This is a genomic window from uncultured Vibrio sp. (assembly GCF_947488985.1).
Lineage (GTDB): Bacteria > Pseudomonadota > Gammaproteobacteria > Enterobacterales > Vibrionaceae > Vibrio.
This window is the reverse complement of the sequence record NZ_CANLBV010000327.1, coordinates 1-374: the sequence shown is the minus strand read 5'-3', so window position 1 is coordinate 374 and position 374 is coordinate 1. Positions and strand designations below refer to the sequence as shown.

Here is a 374-nt window from a genome sequence, read left to right as displayed (position 1 = left end):
TCTGCACGCTCCAAGAATCGATTCCATGCAGTGCATACTCTCGACACAATATCTTGGTAGTCGGTAAAACTCTGATTGGCAAGATAGTGTTGTCTGAGCCAACTCCACACTTGTTCTATCGGGTTTAGCTCTGGTGAATATGGCGGGAGCTTGATGATACTGACATTACTGAACTGTTCTGCAATGTCATTTGTATGCCAACCAGCACCATCCATAATGACCACTGCGTGACGACCTTTTTCGGTCGCCGCGGAGATCTGCTTAAGATGCTCAACCATAATGTCCTTGTTAACCCAAGGAACGACCATCGCCTCGCCAATACCTCTAGCGGGACATACTGAGCCAAACAAATACGCATATTCAAACTGCTGCTG

The 374-nt window shown here is 47.1% G+C and carries 1 protein-coding gene; it reads right to left on the bottom strand.

What is annotated here, in order from left to right; genetic code table 11:
* On the bottom strand, positions 1-374 hold a 374-nt coding region (locus Q1A70_RS20545), incomplete at both ends, for an IS630 family transposase (RefSeq protein ID WP_299697692.1).